This is a genomic window from Arthrobacter sp. Leaf337, from assembly GCF_001423745.1.
GTDB lineage: Bacteria > Actinomycetota > Actinomycetes > Actinomycetales > Micrococcaceae > Arthrobacter.
In genome coordinates this window covers 35421-53089 of the sequence record NZ_LMPC01000005.1, presented here as the reverse complement: position 1 = coordinate 53089, position 17669 = coordinate 35421, and the positions used below count along the sequence as shown (strand labels likewise).

Below are 17669 nucleotides of genomic sequence, written 5' to 3'. Positions count from 1 at the left end.
GTGGCTTCCTGTTGCAAGGAAAGCGTGATGTCACATGGGAGTCACCATTGCTTATTCAATTCGCAATCCCACGTTGCACCAAATATGCGAACACGCGTGCCCTACAACACTGGAATCAATATGAATACCAGCAAGAAATCAAGTATGGCATCACGTCGGAAGGAATGTACGTCTTACAACTTGGCTTCACGTAGGAAATATGGCCTGAGTTCACGCCTTACCTTAGGCAGTTGCAAAATGCAGCGCCGCGCCACCTTCACTCAATAACGACACGAATTCGTGTCGGGTGCAAAAGGGGGGGGGCGGGGGCGGGGACAAGGATGGACCAATCAAGCGGAGGGTGGCGCTTACCGTGCCGGACCAGGAATTCATTCTCCGGAGTTGGCCTCGGATGTGGTGCCGATCATCTACACATCGTCCGACATCAGTTCGTCCATTCGAGTGTCAATATTGATAGGACGCAATGCCTTAGGGGTGGGGCTGCGTCGGGAACTCTTCTTGGGTTGATTGCGCTTATCCGGACCTGCCCCGCTAATTGGGGGAGGTGGTCCTAGGTGAAATCCAATGCGCCACGCAACGCGTTGAGCAGTTCCTCAATGCGAACTCTGTCAGCCCTATACATGACACGCTTCCCATGGCGCTGCTCTACAGGCGAATCCCCAATGATGGCACCAAGTTGCTCCAGGGCCACTACGGCTGCGGCAACGGTTGAGCGAGTCAAGGCGAGGTCGGTGGCTATGGTCCCGGTCTGTGCGGGCCCATCCTTGAGCAGATACCGGAGAATCCCCACCCGCGTCGTTGTTCCGAAGACAGCGATGGCAGCTTCTATGGGCTCACCGAGTCCCGCATTGACCACTTTAACCACGCCCTCCATCATGCCGTATCCAAACGCCCACACTGCCAACTCACTATTTGACTTGATGAGTTAGCGTGTGTTCAGATTACCCCATTGACTAGACATGAGCACGCCAAACAAGGGAGGCGCTCCCGTGAGCACCATCAGTACACGAGCAACCCGCAAGTCCAGCGGTGGCGCAAATGAACCTGCTGAGCCCAGGGGATTCAAAGCCCCATCCCGGCTAGCCCGTAGAAAGCCTGCCCTCGTGGCCCTCTGTATCGCCCTCGCCTTGGTGGGCGGGCTGATCACCTACTTCGGTATGTCCGGCAACGGCCAACAGACGGTGCTCATCGTCAAGGACGGCCTTCAACGTGGACAGGAGATCACACCAGGAGCCCTCACTACCATCAACATCGCCGCAGGCGCCGGCAACGGCGCTGTGCCTGCCGAGCAATCCTCGACCGTCATCGGCCAGAAAGCCATCGTCGACCTACCAAAAGGCTCGCTTATCACCACACACAACATCGGGTCGAACCTCGGAATCACCCAGGGCACCTCTGTTGTAGGAGTCGGACTGACCAGCGCACAGATCCCCTCACGTCCGCTGCAGGCCGGAGACAAGGTGAGGATCCTGCGAACTCCCACCCAGGGCGGCCAGCTCGATCAGAAGACAACACCCGTAGCCGGCGTGGTCGACTCGACGAAGTTCGACGACGTGAAGGGACTAACCATCGTCGACGTAATCGTCGCAACAGCAGACGCGCAGGACGTCGTGGCCTGGTCCGCGGCCGGTAATGCAGGCCTGATCCTTGATCCTCTGACGGAGAAGTAGCATGGCAACGATTTTTCTCTGCAGCGTTGCCGGATCCCCGGGAGTCACCACAACAGCCGTCGGTCTCGCCGAGGTCTGGCCTCGCCCCGTGATCGTCGTGGAAGCCGACTCCTCCAAACCGAGCAGCATCATCCCCGGATACATGCAGGGCCAGCTCGACAACAGCCGTGGCCTGCTGCAGCTCGCCGTACAGACCCAACGCCACGGACTGACCAACGAAGCGCTCTGGGACCAACTGGTGCCGTTAGCCGCTGATCTGCAGAAAGCAGACCCCGCCTCCGGTAAGTACCTGTTGTCCGCGATCTCCAATACCGTGGCAGCGCAGAACATGACCGGTTTGTGGTCCGATCTGGCCGTCGTGCTGTCCGCCCAAGCCGATAGCGGCGTCGACGTCATCATCGACGGCGGTCGCTACACGCCAGGGGACGGTCGAACACCGCTGCTTCAGATGGCGGACGCCGCACTGGTTCTGGCCCGTCCCGTATTGCCGGACCTCGCCGCCCTCGTTGCCCCGCTTGCATCGATCCGTGAAGTACTCTCCCGCGTTGGACATGAGGATTACCTCGGACTCGTGCTGATGAAGAGCGTCGCCGGCAACTACGGCGCCGGGGATATCGAGAAGAACCTGAATACTCCTGCCGTTGGCAGGATCGGCTGGGACCCAAGCAACGCAGCGGTCTTTTCGCAAGGTGAGCCGCGGCCGCGAACGTTCAAGCGCTCAGAGATCCTGTCAGGGCTGACTGCCCTCGCGGCCGCAGCTGATGCACAGATCCGTGAAAGGGCACAGCGACTGGGGAAGCGCCCCGTTCACATCCAGGAGGAATCGCGCCCATGAACAGCCACGACGACACCCAGGGTCACAGCTTCGACCCGGCAGCACTCCCGTTCTTCCGCTCAGACGACACGGACGAAGCAGTCGCGTCCCGAGGATCCTTTGCAGTACCGACGGCCGCCCGTGCCCATCTGGCCCGCAAGTCACCACAGGCACCGGCAAGCGAGATCCCCGTCGACGAAATCAACCGCCGTGTGGCGGCTTTCGAGGACGAGGTCCGCGACATCAGCACACCGTCGATCAGCGACGAAGACTTCTGGCTTGCGGTGGCAGACCTGCGACGGAAAGCAGTAGACCGGCAAGTCCAATCGCTCGAGGGTCGGCACGGGCTGTCCGACGCCGCTCGTGAGGAGATGGGCCGCCAGCACATCATCGACGTCGTCAACGAGCACGTTGCAGAGCAGATGCGCTCTGACGGGCAGCGGAACGTCTGGTCCGACGTCTACCGCCAGCAGATCAGCAAAGCCACCTTCGACCAGATGTTCCGCCTGGGCCGTTATCAGGAACTGATTGACGATGACGGTGTGGAAAATATCCACATCCATGGCCATGACCTGGTTTTCGCCGAATACAGCGACGGGACAATGGTGCAAAAACCGCCGGTCGCGTCGTCAGATGAACAGCTCATGGAGGATCTCCAGTTCTTCGCCAACCGCAACGGTGAGGAAGCCCGATCCTTTTCCTCGGCCCACCCGGATCTGGACATGGATCTTCTCGGATACGTTCGCCTCGCAGCCGTGGCCAAGCCGATCACGGAGAGGCCTTCAGCTGTTCTGCGCATCCACAGGTACATCAACATCACGCTCGAGCAGCTCGTTGAATTCGGCACTCTGACCGCGGACCAGGCGCACTTCCTCGAGACCGGCGTCAAAGCCAAGAAGACATTCGTCATCTGTGGCGAGGGCGGCGACGGGAAGACAACTCTTATGCGTGCCATGGCGGGGAAAATCGGGCCGATGGAGCAGATCGTCACCATTGAGAAAGAACGCGAGCTGCACCTGAAGAAGCTGCACGGACGAGTCGTCCCGCCCTTCGCGCTGCAATACCGCCCGGGCACCGGAGAACGGGATGCCTACGGTCACTCCCCGGGGGAGTACACGCTAGAAAAGTGCATGGAAAAAGCCCTACGTCTGAATTCACGGCGAATCATGGTCGGTGAGGTCCGCGGCCCGGAGATCGTGTCCATGATCCATGCGATGCAGACTGGCGCCGGAACCATGAGCACCACCCACGCGGACGGGCCAGATGACTGCATCGACCGTCTGGCCGGCCTTGGCATCGAACGTTACGGGAAGTCGTACATGATGGAGCAGCTGGGCCGGCACATTGACTTTGTCATCCAGATGGCCAAGGTCGAAGACCCTACAGGCAAGACCGTCCGGCGGGTGACGCACATTAGTGAAGTCATGCCGGCCGAAGGTGAACGAGGCGTGTCGACCCAGGATGTCTTCCGTTTTGAACAGGGCCAGCAGCAGGCGCGGTTCGTCCGGATGCCTTCCCGAGAGCGACTCCGCCAGGACCTGATCCGTGCCGGCCTTGATGAAAGCCGCTTCCAGGGAGGGGTTCAATGACACCGGCCATCCTGACATCACTCGGTGTTGTCCTCGCCCTGGGTGGGATATTCGCCGCTTTCCTAACCTTGGTTCCATCACCGGAAAACGCCGCGGCAAAGGCTCCCAACCGCTTCCAGGTCCGGCTACAGGCCATGCGCGCAGGATTTTCCTTCCGCACGCAGATCCTATTGGTCGCCGGAATTCTTGCCGGCCTCCTATTCTGGTCCGCGACCGGGTGGATGATCTTCATTGCTGCCATCCCCTTGGCGATGCTGGGCCTGCGGGCCATCTTCTCGGACCAGGGAGAAAAGTCGCAGACAGACAAGCTCTCAGCCATCGAGACCTGGACCAGGAGCCTGTCTGGTCTGATCGTCACCGGCACACCGCTGGAACGTGCCCTGACATCGTCCTTGTCGAATGCGCAACCGGAGATCTACCCGGAAGTGTCAAGGCTCGTCGCGCGCCTGGAAGCGCGCTGGCCCACTATGGACGCGCTGCAGGCCTTCGCCGACGACCTGAACGACCCCACCGGGGACCTGGTGGTCATGAACCTGATGCTGGCCACGAAGGAACGAGGACAGGGTCTCGTAAACGCGCTCAACGACCTCGCCCAAACCGTGTTTGAAGAGGTGAAAGTCCGCCGGCAGGTTACGTCCGATCGCGCCAAACCCCGGTGGAATGCACGGGTAGTCACCGGCTTGACCATCGGCCTCCTGCTGGCCGTCCCCTTGATGTCCTCTTTCTCCGAGCCCTACAAGTCCCCAATCGGGCAGCTCATTTTCGCTGGTTGGCTTGGCATTATCGCCCTGCTCCTCCTGGCCATGAAAAGGATCGTCGCGCCACCCGCCATACCTCGGATGCTCACAAACACAGGGAGGAGATCCTGATGACGATCTTCATCGGCGGCGCAGTGATCGGCCTTGCTTTTGCCTTGCTGGCCGCCCAGGCACTGCCCTCACGGCCGAAACTCGGCGCAGCGCTGGACCGTCTGGGAACCACAACCACAGTCAACGACGGGGGACACCGATCACTCGAAACGCGGGTTGCCTCCTGGGTGATTCAACGGATGCCGGCAATCCCAGGATTCAGCATCCCGGAACGAGACCTCGCCCTCGTCGGCATGACTACGCACAAGTTCATCTTCACAAAGGCAACGTACGCAGCCGGCGGATTCGCATCGATGCTCCTCATGGGCCTGTACTTCCAGATGCTCGGCATCCTACCATTCGCAATCCCAGCCGCGTTCGGTGTCCTTGCAGCGGCCGTGGGCTGGTTCCTCCCGGACCTCTTCCTCAAAGACAAGTCAGCAGCAGCCCGAAAAGAATTCGTTCGGAGCGTGGCCGTTTACCTCGAACTCGTAGCCGCCGAACGGCGCCGCGGATCGCCTCCGGCCATCGCCCTGGAAAACGCGGCCGCCATTGGCCGTTCGTGGCCATTCGTGCGCATCAACCAGGAACTCACACGAGCCCGTTACGACCACACCCAGCCGTGGGATGCACTGTTGGGCCTATCTGCGGAAATAGCAGTTCCCGAACTCGGGGAAGCAGCCAAAATTGTCAGGCTCTCCGGTTACGAAGGAGCGTCCGTCTATGAGGCACTTCGGTCCTCCGGCCAAGGCCTGCGGGTCAAACTCCTCAACGACGAACACACCCGGGCAAACAAGGCCTCCGAGCGGATCACCATCCTGATCACTTTCCTGGCCTACATTTTCGCCGGAGTCCTTATGACACCTCTGATCCTCAACATCATGTAACGCTGGGTTCCGGATCATCAGGGGCCTTCAACCGACAACACAACAACACATCAAGGAGCACACAGTGACCAAGATCTACCTCATCGCCCAGGCCTTCATTCTGGGGCTGGGCAACAGCGCCACATCCAAGCTGCGCCTTCGGTCAGAGGCCGGTGGCGGATCCGCCGAATGGGTGCTGATCCTCATCGGAATCATCGCCATCGCCGCCATCGTCGTGGGGGCCGTGACCGCCTACGTAAATACGCAGGTAGGGAAGCTCTAGTAGAACAGGTTCACCTTGTGATGAATGCACGAAACCAGCGGCCCGGAGGGAGAGAGCAGGGCAATGCCTCCGTGGATTTCATTCTCGTCTTTCCCGTGCTGCTCATGATCTTTTTCGGCATCATCCAAGGGTCCATGTGGTACCAGGCGCAGAATGTGGCACACGCTGCCGCCTCGGCCGCCTACAACAGTGCCCGAGTCGACAACGGCACCCCCGGAAGCGGGCAAGCCGCTGGTTACCAGGTCATCTCGAACCAGGGCAGCACGCTCGGCGGTGCCTCAGTGACGGTCAGCCGCGCCGTGAACCAGGTCAGTGTCACAGTCACAGGGAAGGCACCAACCCTCGTGCCCGGATGGGGCGGCCCGGAAGTCACACAGACCGTGTCAGGGCCAACGGAAAGGTGGGTGAACAGATGAACAGGATCCGTAAGTTGACCGGCAGGAGAGAGAACGGCAGCTCCTCCGTGTCCTTCGTCCTCATCGCACCCGCCCTCGTGCTCGTCATCGGTTTCCTGATCTTCGCCGGAAGGATCTCGATAGCCGGTAACGTCGTCGAGAGCTCGGCCGCGGCCGCGGCCCGCGATGCCTCCCTCGCCCGTACAGAAGCCGGGTCCATCGCCAACGCCTCAGAGGCTGCACGAAGGGTCATGGGCCAGCAGGGAGTTGACTGCTCCAGCCTCAACGTGGACATCGATACCTCCGGACTTCGAGTGCCCCTGGGACAGATCGGAACGGTACGCGCCACGGTAACCTGCCAGGCCGACCTCAGCGACATAGGCATCCCCGGAATCCCGGGATCCAAGACTCTGACCAGCACCGCCTCCTCACCCGTCGACGCCTACAGGCAGAAATAATGCCGGCCATGATCAACCGCCTCAAAGCCAAGCTCCTCCTCGCCAAGGAACGCGGAGACGCCGCAGTTGCCTTCGTACTGCTTGTGCCGGTCTTGATCCTTGTCGTCGGGCTCGTTGTTGACGGCGCAGGACAGATCCAGGCATCCGACCAGGCAACGACGATCGCCCAAGGCGCCGCCCGCGCAGGCGCCAACGGGGGAGTGAGCGCCAAGCTTCCGAGCAGCGGTGCGGCAAACATCTCCGCTGGCCAGGCCCTCAACGCGGCCAACAAGTACCTTGCAGCTTCCGGCATCACCGGCAATGTCGAGGTCAATGGGAGAACAGTCACAGTGACCGCCCACAAGGACTACAAGACGAAGTTCCTGTCAATGTTCGTCGGTACGCTGACAGGAAAAGGAACCGGTTCGGCGCAGTTGTTGAGCGGACCATGAGAGGAACACAACCTATGAACACGAAGAGCATGAACGCCCCCGCTATCGTCGCGGCTGCCCTTACGGTCGTCGGAGTTCTGCTCTCCGGCTGCACACAACCAACACCTGAGCCCACACCGGCACCGGCCACCACCTCATCTAAAGGAGTGCCGTCGCCAACGGCGAGCGCCGCGGAGACCATCGGTCCCCCCAAGGACTCGGCTGAGGCCATCGCTGCCGCTACAGCTGCCACCAAGAGCTATTGGGCGGTTACGGACCAGATCATGAACGATGGCGGGAAGCAGCCGGAGCGCATCGACGCCGTATCTATTGGCCAGGCCAGAACCTACATTCATGAATCGGCAGGGGAGGTCCAAAAGCAGGGAATCAGCATTGGAGGAAGCCGTTCAGTCACGGTCACTGAATCGTATGCGTCTGATGCGACTCCCCCTGGGCAGTCGGTGATCAAGAACGGATTCGTGGGTCTGACTGTCTGTAACGACGTCACTGGGAGTAAGCCGGTTAACGCCGATGGAACCCCAGGCGACAAGGGAAGCGCCCCTCGGCATATCCGAAACATCGAGGTCACTTACGACGCCTCAGCAGGTAAGTGGATGGTCAGCTCCATCATCAGACCAGGAGCCGTGATTGCATGCTGAAGAGAGCCGTAAGCGTTGCCTTGGCGCTGATCCTGGGAATGGCCACATCGTTGGTTTTAGCCAGTCCCTCTACTGCAGGCATGGCAGATTGTGACTTGGGCGGTGCTTGCTCTGTGGAGCCCCCGCCCACGGCTGGCAATCCCGGTAGTGGGAGTGCTGTCCCGGCTGATCCCGTCACCGGGTTTACCCCTGGCCCGTCTGATTGCTACCGGCAGGGTGAGGATAAGACGGAGGAGAACAAGATTCCTTGTTCGGATCCGGCGTTGGGTGCGTATCAGCCTGATCGTGGGTGCTACATGAGGTTGGCTGATCCTCAGCCGGCGCCGCCTGCTGGCAAAGCCGCTGAGGATGGTGCTTGGTACGAGTGTGCGCCTCCTCCTTGCCGGGCAGCTTCGGCGGCTGAACCTTGCATAACCACGGTGTCGGCTCCGCGGTGGTCGGCTACGCCGCCGCCTGGTTTGAATGTATTGACCCCGGGGCAGGCCGCTGCTGCCTTGATTAAGACGTTCCAGTTGAAGGGCGTTGAGATCGGCTCGACGACTGAGGAATCCGGGAAGGGTGCCGTGGGACTGCCGGTTTGGCTGTGGGTGAAGAACCAGGGCGACACTCTCGCCTGGGGCCCGTACGTAAAGACCGCGACCCTTGGGGGAGTGACCGTGACCGCCACCGCCCGGGTGGTGAACGTGGCTTACTCCATGGGGGATGGTCAGACCGTGGTTTGTTCGAATCCCGGCACGGTGTATCTCGAGGGCAACGGGAACACGGATAGCCCGACGTGCGGGTATCGGTACGCGACCATGTCGCCGTCCAACGGGGCGCAGCCCTACACGATCACGGCAACGTCGAACTGGGAAGTCGCCTGGACGGCGACAGGCGGTGCCGGCGGCGCGATCGGCACAACGACCCAGGGGCAGATGCAGGCACGAATAGGGGAGCTGCAGTCAGTCAACGTGGACCGCTGAGTTATGTGGCCCTGGCGCCCGCAGGGCCTTCCTTCTCATTCCTGGAACGGAGAATCGAATGATTACACGCTCCTGCTGATCGTCCTTGCTGCCCTGGCCACGGGGGCCTGTTCTTGGTGTTTTCAAGGGGAACCATCGTTGCGGGCGACGGGGACCGGGATCCTCGGCGCTGGAGTTCTCCTCAGCGTGGTCGTGGGGTTTGCGACTCCCCCCTTGCCCTGGCTGTTCCGCAGTTCCATCTTCGCCTTGGCGCGGAGGAGTACTGCTGACCGGGCCTGTCCGCGCTGCCTCCCAGGACGAGGCAAGGCGTACATTCACGCGGATCAGAATCGTTGCGGGCGAGCTGGCAGCCTTTGCAGGTCCCTACTCAGAGGAGAATCAGCGCCGGACGGCGGCCCGGTGGAGCGTGAGCTGAGGCCATCCCCAGCAAAGCGGGGTACACCAGTCAGATGCTCGTAGGCGCTTTGAGTCCTGTTTGAGCACGATCAGATGCCCCGTCGAGCCTGTGAGGCGGCATACCCTACTGATCGGGGCCATATGGGCCCGATATGGTTACGGGAGGAGATAGGTACTTGTAACCCCGGGGGATCAAAGATGGACGCATTCGGTATTCGTGACACCCTCATTGAGGGTTATAAGTCCTTCAGCGAAAGTTTCGTGGATATTCGAGATGATCGCATCCGGGATGCCGTCACGCGCGAAAGCAACGAAGGACGTCAGTGGCCAGATCCCTGGTTGTCACTCAACCCCTCGTTTGAAACCGGCGGACGGATTGATGAGTTGGTCCTGGAGGGACTCCTTCACCCCGAATGTGAACGGATCTTTCGAGTGAAGAAGTCGTTGGAGGACACGGGTGCCCGACCGTTAAGTCTCCACAAACATCAGTCCGACGCAGTCCGCACAGCAGCACGGAATGCTTCCTATGTACTGACTACCGGAACAGGTTCGGGCAAGTCTCTCGCCTATATCGTGCCCATCGTTAACAAGGTCCTTGAGCTCGGTTCCGGCCGGGGTATCAAGGCCATCGTTGTTTACCCCATGAATGCTTTGGCGAACAGCCAACGGGAGGAACTGCGCAAGTTTCTCAGTTTCGGATACGACGACAAACCTCCGGTTACCTTCAAGCGGTACACGGGGCAGGAGAGTCGTGAAGAGCGCGAAGCCATCCTGGCGGACCCACCGGACATCCTGCTCACCAACTACGTCATGTTGGAGCTCGTTCTGACCAGGCCCGATGAACGGGCCCGTCTGATCAAAGCCGCTCAGGGTCTCAGCTTTCTGGTTCTTGACGAGCTGCACACCTATCGAGGCAGGCAAGGCGCGGACGTTGCGATGCTGGTCCGTCGCGTGCGCGAGGCCTGCAACGCTGAATCGACCCTCCAGTGCATCGGGACGTCCGCGACGATGTCATCCGGTGGAACGGTGGCGGAGCAACAACAGGATGTCGCCGAGGTCGCTACCCGGATCTTTGGCACGACTGTTGAGCCACAGCACGTCATCACAGAATCTCTGGTCAGGGCAACAACGGTGCGGCAACCTAGCCCAGCGGCTCTTGCCGATGCCGTCGCGGAACGTGGCACAGCAGAGTTCAGCAGCCCCACTCTTGACGGTGGCTATGTGCCAATGCAGAACGACCCATTAGCCTCATGGATCGAGGATAAGTTCGGGCTGGCACAGGAACCGGAATCCAGGCGCCTAATCCGGACGAGGCCGACGACGGTTTCCCGGGCTGCCGAAGATCTGGCGGAAGCTACGACGACGAGCAGGCAGGCTGCGGAAACCGCCATCCGTGCGACGCTGTTGGCAGGTTCCCGAGCCAAGCACGAGCAAACAGGGCGCCCGCTGTTTGCTTTCCGTCTGCACCAATTCCTGTCCAAGGGCGGCTCTGTCTACACAACTGTGGAACCGTCTGAAACCCGACCGGTTGAAACCGACTTTCAGATTGTCCTGCCAGGGGAGACCGAGCGCCGACTGTACCCGTTGGCGTTCTGCCGCGAATGTGGCCAGGAGTATTTGATGGCCCGGCTCACCACCGACAACGGACAGTTCCGCTTTGTGGCCAGACACGAATTAAGGCTCGCAGAATCGGGTGGAGAGGACGAGGGCAAGGATGGTTATCTCTTTACGTCCCGGACACCAGAATGGCCGGCCGACCCGATCGCGGAGGACCGGCTGCCGGCGTCGTGGCGGACAGATTCAGAGACTGGCCACCCCATCATTGAATCCAAGCGCAACCGAATTCCCCAACGGTATCGGATCCGGCCCGATGGAGTCGCTGAGAAGGAATCTCCGACCAATGCCACGGATGGTCACCTGGCCGCATGGATCCCCGGTTCATTTGGTTTCTGCCTGCACTGCAACGTCACCTATGAAGCAAACTCGAGCAACGAGTTCTCAAAGCTCGTAACCCTGGACCGCGAAGGCCGAAGCAGCGCCATGACGGTCATTGCCTCGAAGCTGGTCGAACTCCTCAAAAGCCCGATTGCCAGTGACCTGAATCCGGAAGCCCGAAAGCTGTTGACTTTTGTAGACAACCGTCAGGACGCCTCCCTTCAGGCCGGCCACCTCAATGACTTTGTGCAGGTCGCTCAGCTTCGTTCTGCTCTCTACCACGCCCTCGTTTCAGCCGGTGAGGAAGGGGTGGATCCCGAGGATCTGGGTAAAGCTCTTCTTGACAGCCTCAAACTGGCACCCGCCGACTATGCCCAAGCACCGGCGGCTCTAGATCCAAAACCCGCTCAGCGGGCCCTCAACCATGTAGTCACCTACCGGGCCGTCAGGGACCTCCAACGAGGCTGGCGTATTACGTTGCCAAACCTGGAACAAACGGGTCTTATGCGGGTCACCTACCCCAATGCCAAACTCCTGGCTCAGCGGCAGGACCTGTGGGACAACGCCCACTATCTCTTGAAGCAGTCCGCACCTGGGCAACGTGAGGAAATCATCACCGTCCTTCTGGACGAATTCAGACGCCTACTGGCCATTGACGCTGCCGACTTGGACGTCGACGAGTTCGACAAGCTGAGGTACAGAAGCCGCGAATTCCTCAAGGGCATCTGGGCACTCTCGGATAAGGAGCCGGATCCCACGCCCGGCTTAGCAGTGACCGAATCCAAGAAGGCCGGATTCACCCGCAATGTGCTGACGGTGACGGGACGGGGGATGTTCGGGCGGTGGCTAGGCAAGAAGGAGCGTCTTGGTCACAAGCTCAAAATCGAGGAAACCAACGAGGTCATTGCGTCGCTGTTCGAGATGCTCGTCCAGCATGGGCTGATCACCGAGGTCTCCCAGAGATCAGTCAAGGGCTACCGTCTCAAATTGTCATCCATGCGGTTATACGCCGGTGCGGGCTTGGAAGGTGCTCCGGATCCGGTCCGTCGGCAATTCGATGCAAACAAGAAGCCTCGTGTGATCAGGTTCTTCCGTGACCTGTATAAAGAATCCAGCTCCCAGTTGGGTGGGCTTCGCGCCGCTGAACACACCGCTCAGGTCCGCCCCGAGGACCGGGAACGCCGAGAGGCGGAATTCCGTACAGGTGACCTCCCGCTCTTGTTCTGCTCCCCGACGATGGAACTTGGCGTTGACATCGCCTCGCTGAACGCTGTTGCGATGCGCAATGTCCCGCCGACGCCTGCTAACTATGCCCAGCGCAGCGGCCGCGCCGGCAGGTCAGGTCAGCCGGCGTTGGTGTTGACGTACTGTGCCACCGGCAACAGCCACGACACGTACTACTTCGCGAAGTCGGACTTGATGGTCGCGGGGCAAGTCCAGCCGCCCCGTCTGGATTTCGCTAACGAGGACCTGATTCGCTCCCACGTCCACGCACTCTGGATGGCGGAGGCGCTGAGTGCCACAAGCGGCGGGCTTGGCCAATCCATGTCCGGTCTGGTTCAGCTGGGGGCGCCAGGATATCCATTGAAGGACAGCTTCAACTCCATTTTCGGAGACAAGCAGGCGGCCGCGCGCGCCAAGAAGTCGGCCCGGGTCCTGCTTGATGGCCTTGCTACCGAGCTGGAACCGACGTCATGGTGGACTCCTGACTGGTCTGAAAAGGTAATCGACCAAGCGCCGCAGAGTTTCGACGCAGCCTGTAACCGGTGGCGGGAGTTATATCGGAATGCCGTCGCTGAGAGGGAAGCAGCCAACGCGGCGATCAGTGATGCGTCGGCGACCAGGAAGAAGCGCGACGACGCGAAGCGACGTTATGTTGAGTCTCAGCAGCGTGTCGAGATTTTGTTGAATGATAGTGATGCTGCCGGTCAGACTGATTTCTACACTTACCGTTACCTGGCATCCGAAGGGTTCCTGCCAGGCTACTCATTTCCGCGTCTCCCGCTGGCCGCGTTCATTCCGGGCACGCAGGGGAAGGACAGCAGCTGGCTCCAACGCGCGCGCTTTCTGGCCATCAGCGAATTCGGCCCGGGCTCCTTGATTTATCATGAGGGCGCCCGTTACCAGGTGAAGCGGGTCAGTCTCCCGCGCGGTGAATCGGCTGAAGGAAGCAGCGATGTCGTGCTGTCGGAGGCCCGCATCTGCGAGGCGTGCGGCTACTTCCATGACAGGAAGGCCGGTATCGACGTCTGCGAGTCCTGCGGGCAGCCGCTCGGTGGAACTTGGGACAACCTTATGCAGCTTCAGTCCGTCATTACCCGGCGCCGGGAGCGGATCAGCGCTGATGAGGAGGAACGGAACCGACAGGGCTTCCAGCTGGTCACGACGTTCAGGTTCATGTCTCACGGGAATAAGACCGGTCGGGCAGACGCCACGATTGACCTTGGAGACGAGCGCCTGGCCACGGTCATCTACGGGGACGGCGCAACGGTCCGGGTTACCAACCTCGGACGCAGCAACCGCAAGAACAAAAATGAGCGCGGATACTGGCTGGACATGGTTACCGGTGAGTGGCTCTCCGAGCGGAAGGCGAACGAGGAGCCCGCTCAGGACGACGATGAGGACGACGTCACCGTCGAGACGTCAAAAATCCGCAAGATGGTCACTCCTTATGTGGAAGACCGCCGGAACATTGCTGTCCTGCGCTGGACCGAACCGATGACGGAAGAAACGGCAACTACACTTCAAGTCGCCATCGAACGCGGCGTCGAGGCAGTATTCCAGCTCGAGGACTCTGAACTGGCCAGCGAACGGCTGAACGACAAAGAGTTCCGGGGCAGGTTGCTGCTGGTCGAGGCCGCAGAAGGTGGCGCCGGGGTGCTGCGTCGGCTGCAGTCCGAACCAGGCGCCATGGCAAAGGTTGCAACCAAGGCACTGGAAATCATTCACGTGGATCCGGAGACGGGTGAAGACACGGAAGACGCCTGCGTCCGCGGCTGTTACCGATGCCTGCTGTCATACGGTAATCAGAGGGTTCATGAATCAATTGATCGGCGGCTGATTCGAAACGAGTTGATGGCCATGGCCGGGGCAACGACCAATGCTGTCGCCCAGGCAACTGCATCCTCGGGCGGACCACAGCAACTTCCCGATGGCGTCGCAGACCTTGGCCACCGGGCGAGCAGCCTACTGCGGTTACTGGAAGCGCGAGGCCTGAAAATGCCCGCCAGGATCGCGCAGGTTGTACACAACCTGGTTGTGGATCTCGTTTACGAAGGTCCCAATGTGTCGGTGCCGACGGCCGTGATTGTGCAGGAAGGGACAGGGGAGCCGCGGGACGGCACCCATCTCGTCTTCACTGGATGGAATGTGATCAGCATTGGGTTGGATGAAGACTTGGCTGCCGCGGTGGCAGCGCATGCAGATGTTTTTGGAGTGGACGCTTGAGCACTGAGACAGAACAACTTCGGTACGCAGTCGGCTCGCTCGTCCGGGCCAGGGGACGCGAATGGGTGGTCCTACCCGATAGCGACAAGGAGCTGCTGGTTCTGAGGCCCCTTGGCGGGCGGAATGAGGAGATCGCGGGCGTTCTACCAGGGATTGAACAGGTCGAGCCGGCTTCCTTCGGCTGGCCCTCTGCCGACGACCTTGGCGATGACCGGAGCGCCCGACTGCTGCGTGATGCGCTGCGAATCGGTTTCCGCTCCAGCGGCGGCCCGTTCCGCTGCCTGGCCAGCCTCGGCGTCTCGCCCCGCCCGTACCAGCTTGTTCCCCTACTGCTGGCTCTGCGCCAGGAAACAGTGCGCCTGCTCATCGCGGACGACGTCGGCATCGGCAAGACCATCGAGGCGGGATTGGTCGCCGCAGAGCTGTTGGCGCAGGGCTCCGCGGAGCGCCTTGCCGTCCTCTGCCCGCCGAGCCTCGCCGAACAGTGGAGGTCCGAGCTTCAGGAAAAGTTTGGCATCGAAGCCGAGCTCGTGCTCCCTGGCACCATCCGGCGCCTTGAACGGGGTCTGGAATACGGGCAGTCAGTCTTCGAACGGCACAAGTTCACTATCGTGTCCACGGACTTCATCAAATCAGAATCCCGCCGCCACGAATTTCTGCGCTCGGCCCCTGACCTGGTCATCGTGGACGAGGCCCACGGGGTCGCCGCGGACGACGCCGGCAGGGGCGGGTCCGGACGCACCCAGCGCTACCGTCTTGTCCGTGAACTGGCCGGGGACGCCGCGCGGCACCTCATTTTGGTGACAGCGACGCCGCACAGCGGCAATGACGGCGCCTTCCGCAACCTGATCGGGCTACTGGACAAACGGCTAATTCATGCGGACCTCTCCACCGTGGTCGGACGACGGCTTCTCGCCGACTACATGGTCCAGCGCCGCCGCGCAGACATTCGCCGCTACCTGAACTCCGACACCAAATTCCCCAAGGACCGCCAAATCAGTGAGGAACCGTACAAGCTGGCGCCGGAGCACCGGGCGTTCTTCGACAGCGTTCTCGCATACGTCCGTGGTCGCGTCCAGGACAAGTCCGGAACCAAATTGGAACAGCGCATCCGCTGGTGGTCCGCGCTCTCACTGCTCCGCTCCATGGCATCATCTCCGGCAGCCGCGGCGGCAACGCTGAGCACCCGCTCCGTTTCCGACCAATCAGAAACCGACCAGGCCGCTGACGCGCGCGGCGCCGCCGAGGTCCTGGACCAGGTAGAGGATGACGGAACCGAAGGCATCGACCAGGCGCCCGGGGCCCTCCACGGCGAGCTGGATGTTCGGCAGAAGGAAAAATCACTGATCAACGGCTTCCGCAAAACCGCGGAAACACTGGCAGCGTCACCGGAAAACGACGCGAAACTTCAACTGCTCGCCAAAAAACTGAAGAAACTCATCGACGACGGCTTCGATCCCATTGTCTTCTGCCGATTCATTCCGACAGCTCATTACGTCAAGGATTATCTGCGGGAAAAGTTTAAGAAATTCGAAGTGGAAGTCGTCACGGGCGAACTTCCCTCCGAGGAACGTGCCGCGCGGATCGCTTCACTGGCGGACCGCGCCGAGGGAACGCACAAGATCCTGATCGCGACGGACTGCCTCTCCGAAGGCGTGAACCTCCAGGACAAATTTCAGGCCGTGGTCCACTATGACTTGGCCTGGAACCCCACACGCCACGAACAGCGCGAGGGCCGCGTGGACCGTTTCGGCCAGCCAGCCGAGGTCGTCCGTGCCCTGCTCATCTACGGTGAGGACAACGGCATCGACGGCATTGTCCTTGACGTTCTGCTGCGCAAGCACGACCGTATCCGACGTGACCTGGGCATCAGTGTGCCCGTGCCGCCGCAGAGTGACCAGGTTCTTGCCGCGCTCCTGGAAGGCTTGTTGATGCGTGGTCACGACGCGGACCAGCTTGAGCTTGACCTCGGACTCGAAACCGCTGCCACCGCTCTGGAAGAAGAGTGGCGCAGCAGCGCAGAGCATGAGAAGGAAAGCCGTGGCCGCTTTGCTCAGGCAGCCATCCATCCCGACGACGTGGAGAAGGCCGTCGCGGCCGCCCGACGCAGCCTGGGAGACCCGCAGGACGTCGCGTCCTTCGTCCGAACGGCGCTCGAGGAGTCCGGCGCCCAAGTCTACGGCGAACAGGACGGATTTGAAGCCCGGCTGATTTCTATCCCGGCGGCATTGAGGCAGGCCATATCCGGGGGCGCTGCGGTGAAGAAATTCGTCGTAGATTACCCGGCGCCACGGCACTCGGCCGTCTTGCTACGGTCGGACCGGTCAGTCTCCGGGGCCGCCAATTACGTCCTGAACTCGGCACTGGATTCCGGACTTCCCGATTCTGAACGACCAGCTCGCCGTGCCGGACTTATCGCGACGAACGACGTCGATTCACTCACCACAGCATTGTTGGTGCGGTTCCGGACGAAGTTGGTCTTGCCGGCACGTCTGGGGGACCGCACGGACATGGCAGAAGAAGCTCGGGTTATCGCTTTCACAGGACCGCCGTCCAACCCCACCTGGCTGGATGAAGAGGCGGTGGAGGCCCTCTTGGAAGCCAAACCGGTGGGCAATACACCGGTGGAGACCGCCAGGAACATGCTGTCCAATGTCCTGAACGCTTTGGGCGGCCTGTCCCCGCTGCTGGACGCAAAAGCAAGGGAAGTCGCCGATGAAGTCCGGCGTGCCCATGTGGAGGTCCGATTGGCCGCTCGTGGTGATAGGGCAGGCCAGCTGGGCGTCCGGGGTTTGACCGTCGAGCCTAATCTGCCCGTGGACATTCTCGGCGTGTACGTTTATCGACCGGCAAACATCGGTGGGGGACTGAAGTGAGTGCTGTATTCCAAGCCATCCGGGTCGTCGGCGGAGTGGTTCCACCTGCTCTTCTGGGCCG

The 17669-nt window shown here is 61.0% G+C and carries 14 protein-coding genes; 13 read left to right on the top strand and 1 reads right to left on the bottom strand.

All coding sequences use genetic code 11. The annotated features are described in order from the left end of the window. Positions 1–550: 550 nt before the first annotated feature. A complete protein-coding gene (locus ASF98_RS05975; RefSeq protein WP_055798876.1) occupies positions 551–877 on the bottom strand; it encodes an ArsR/SmtB family transcription factor in 327 nt (108 codons plus the stop codon). Between the two features lie 226 nt (positions 878–1103). On the opposite strand from ASF98_RS05975, the gene ASF98_RS05970 reads away from it, so the two are divergent. The 13 genes from ASF98_RS05970 to ASF98_RS05910 all read left to right on the top strand — a co-directional run bounded on the left by ASF98_RS05970 (position 1104) and on the right by ASF98_RS05910 (position 17608). After that, positions 1104–1670: an SAF domain-containing protein gene (locus ASF98_RS05970; protein ID WP_055798873.1), complete on the top strand. Its 567-nt coding sequence runs from the start codon at positions 1104–1106 to the stop codon at positions 1668–1670. Position 1671: 1 nt separating this feature from the next. Then, positions 1672–2505 carry a hypothetical protein gene (locus ASF98_RS05965; protein ID WP_055798870.1) on the top strand — a complete coding sequence of 278 codons (834 nt, stop codon included), beginning with the start codon at positions 1672–1674 and terminating at the stop codon, positions 2503–2505. Further along, positions 2502–4073 (top strand): CpaF family protein, encoded by a 1572-nt coding sequence (locus ASF98_RS05960; protein WP_055798867.1) that lies wholly within the window; start codon positions 2502–2504, stop codon positions 4071–4073. Before ASF98_RS05965 ends, ASF98_RS05960 begins: the two co-directional genes overlap by 4 nt. Further along, positions 4070–4942 (top strand): type II secretion system F family protein, encoded by an 873-nt coding sequence (locus ASF98_RS05955; protein ID WP_055798865.1) that lies wholly within the window; start codon positions 4070–4072, stop codon positions 4940–4942. The genes ASF98_RS05960 and ASF98_RS05955 overlap by 4 nt, the downstream gene beginning before the upstream one ends. Further along, positions 4942–5808, top strand: coding sequence for a hypothetical protein (locus ASF98_RS05950; protein WP_055798862.1), 867 nt, complete (start codon positions 4942–4944; stop codon positions 5806–5808). Before ASF98_RS05955 ends, ASF98_RS05950 begins: the two co-directional genes overlap by 1 nt. A gap of 64 nt (positions 5809–5872) precedes the next feature. Next, positions 5873–6070 carry a hypothetical protein gene (locus ASF98_RS24400; RefSeq protein WP_055798858.1) on the top strand — a complete coding sequence of 66 codons (198 nt, stop codon included), beginning with the start codon at positions 5873–5875 and terminating at the stop codon, positions 6068–6070. A 71-nt stretch (positions 6071–6141) separates the two neighbouring features. Then, positions 6142–6486 carry a TadE family protein gene (locus ASF98_RS05940; protein ID WP_055798854.1) on the top strand — a complete coding sequence of 115 codons (345 nt, stop codon included), beginning with the start codon at positions 6142–6144 and terminating at the stop codon, positions 6484–6486. 14 nt (positions 6487–6500) lie between these two features. After that, on the top strand, positions 6501–6923 hold the full coding sequence (locus ASF98_RS05935; protein WP_235505621.1) for a TadE family protein: 423 nt from the start codon (positions 6501–6503) through the stop codon (positions 6921–6923). Positions 6924–6931: 8 nt separating this feature from the next. Next, positions 6932–7354, top strand: a complete 423-nt coding sequence (locus tag ASF98_RS05930; RefSeq protein WP_055799049.1) for a pilus assembly protein TadG-related protein — start codon at positions 6932–6934, stop codon at positions 7352–7354. A gap of 14 nt (positions 7355–7368) precedes the next feature. Continuing rightward, the gene (locus ASF98_RS05925; RefSeq protein ID WP_055798848.1) at positions 7369–7992 is read left to right on the top strand and encodes a hypothetical protein; all 624 of its coding nucleotides are present in this window, start codon (positions 7369–7371) and stop codon (positions 7990–7992) included. 494 nt (positions 7993–8486) lie between these two features. Next, a complete protein-coding gene (locus ASF98_RS05920) occupies positions 8487–8954 on the top strand; it encodes an ATP/GTP-binding protein (protein ID WP_156372300.1) in 468 nt (155 codons plus the stop codon). Between the two features lie 594 nt (positions 8955–9548). Next, complete coding sequence (locus ASF98_RS05915; protein WP_055798842.1) at positions 9549–14732, top strand: DEAD/DEAH box helicase; 5184 nt, start codon at positions 9549–9551, stop codon at positions 14730–14732. Then, the gene (locus ASF98_RS05910; protein WP_055798840.1) at positions 14729–17608 is read left to right on the top strand and encodes a helicase-related protein; all 2880 of its coding nucleotides are present in this window, start codon (positions 14729–14731) and stop codon (positions 17606–17608) included. Before ASF98_RS05915 ends, ASF98_RS05910 begins: the two co-directional genes overlap by 4 nt. Positions 17609–17669 lie beyond the last annotated feature (61 nt).